Source organism: Dactylosporangium sp. NPDC050688, assembly GCF_040654515.1.
In the GTDB taxonomy this organism is placed as follows: Bacteria; Actinomycetota; Actinomycetes; order Mycobacteriales; family Micromonosporaceae; genus Dactylosporangium.
In genome coordinates this window covers 1,376-3,464 of record NZ_JBFAIC010000160.1, presented here as the reverse complement: position 1 = coordinate 3,464, position 2,089 = coordinate 1,376, and the positions used below count along the sequence as shown (strand labels likewise).

General features: G+C 57.7%; 2 rRNA genes (1 of these 2 only partly in view). Both read right to left on the bottom strand.

The window, feature by feature from the left end:
- Positions 1 to 3: 3 nt before the first annotated feature.
- A 5S ribosomal RNA gene (gene rrf / locus AB0H83_RS51600) occupies positions 4 to 120 on the bottom strand.
- Positions 121 to 238: 118 nt separating this feature from the next.
- A 23S ribosomal RNA gene (locus AB0H83_RS51595) occupies positions 239 to 2,089 on the bottom strand (it continues 1,367 nt past the right edge of the window).

Here is a 2,089-nt window from a genome sequence, read left to right as displayed (position 1 = left end):
TTTGTCCGGCGGCGTCCTACTCTCCCACACTCTCTCGGGTGCAGTACCATCGGCGCTGGAGGGCTTAGCTTCCGGGTTCGGAATGGGACCGGGCGTTTCCCCTCCGCTATGGCCGCCGTAACACTATGAACCTGTCAACCACCGCACACCCACCCAAACTCCAAGGGTGGGGTGCGTTCTGGTGTTGGTTCAGAATCACACAGTGGATGCGAAGCCTCTTAACAAGACTTTGAATATTGAGGTCAAGTCCTCGGCCTATTAGTACCGGTCAGCTCAAACCTGTTACCAGGCTTCCACTTCCGGCCTATCAACCCAGTGGTCTAACTGGGGGCCTTAACCCTCAAGGGGTGGGATACCTCATCTCGAAGCGAGCTTCCCGCTTAGATGCTTTCAGCGGTTATCCCTTCCGAACGTAGCCAACCAGCCGTGCTCTTGGCAGAACAACTGGCACACCAGAGGTTCGTCCGTCCCGGTCCTCTCGTACTAGGGACAGCCCTTCTCAAGTATCCTACGCGCGCGGCGGATAGGGACCGAACTGTCTCACGACGTTCTAAACCCAGCTCGCGTACCGCTTTAATGGGCGAACAGCCCAACCCTTGGGACCTACTCCAGCCCCAGGATGCGACGAGCCGACATCGAGGTGCCAAACCATCCCGTCGATATGGACTCTTGGGGAAGATCAGCCTGTTATCCCCGGGGTACCTTTTATCCGTTGAGCGACACCGCTTCCACCTGCCAGTGCCGGATCACTAGTCCCGACTTTCGTCCCTGCTCGACCTGTCAGTCTCACAGTCAAGCCCCCTTGTGCACTTGCACTCAACACCTGATTGCCAACCAGGCTGAGGGAACCTTTGGGCGCCTCCGTTACATTTTAGGAGGCAACCGCCCCAGTTAAACTACCCACCAGACACTGTCCCTGAACCGGATCACGGTCCGAAGTTAGATACCCAAATCCAACAGAGTGGTATTTCAAGCTTGCCTCCACAACCACTGGCGTGGCCGCTTCACCGGCTCCCACCTATCCTACACAATCGAATTCGAGTACCAATGTCAAGCTATAGTGAAGGTCCCGGGGTCTTTCCGTCCTGCCGCGCGTAACGAGCATCTTTACTCGTAGTGCAATTTCGCCGGGCCTGTGGTTGAGACAGTGGGGAAGTCGTTACGCCATTCGTGCAGGTCGGAACTTACCCGACAAGGAATTTCGCTACCTTAGGATGGTTATAGTTACCACCGCCGTTTACTGGCGCTTAAGTTCTCCGCTTCGCCCTCACGGACTAACAGGTCCCCTTAACGTTCCAGCACCGGGCAGGCGTCAGTCCATATACATCGTCTTACGACTTCGCATGGACCTGTGTTTTTAGTAAACAGTCGCTTCCCCCTGGTCTCTGCGGCCACCAACCGCTCCACCAGCACGTGGTCTCACCATCGGTGGCCCCCCTTCTCCCGAAGTTACGGGGGCAATTTGCCGAGTTCCTTAACCACAGTTCGCCCGATCGCCTCGGTATTCTCTACCTGACCACCTGTGTCGGTTTGGGGTACGGGCCGCTCGAAACTCGCTAGAGGCTTTTCTCGGCAGCATGGGATCACTGACTTCGCCTGAAACGGCTCCGCTTCACGTCTCACCCTCAAGTGCTGCGGATTTGCCTACAGCACGGGCTACACGCTTGCCCCGGCACAACCACCGGCCGGGTCCAGCTACCCTCCTGCGTCACCCCATCGCTTGCCTACTACCACCCAAGTTCCCAACATCAACCCCTCCACCCGAAGGCTTCAGAATCTCCGGAGGTTAGTACAAGCAGGTTCAGCATGGACGCTTCTACGCGGGTACGGGAATATCAACCCGTTGTCCATCGACTACGCCTCTCGGCCTCGCCTTAGGCCCCGACTCACCCAGGGCGGATTAGCCTGGCCCTGGAACCCTTGGTCATCCGGCGGCAGGGTTTCTCACCCTGCTTTCGCTACTCATGCCTGCATTCTCACTCGCGTCACCTCCACGGCTGGATCACTCCGCCGCTTCACCGGTGACACGACGCTCCCCTACCCATCCACACACCTGCACCCTCAGACGAATCCTCAGGCGGGGTTATCA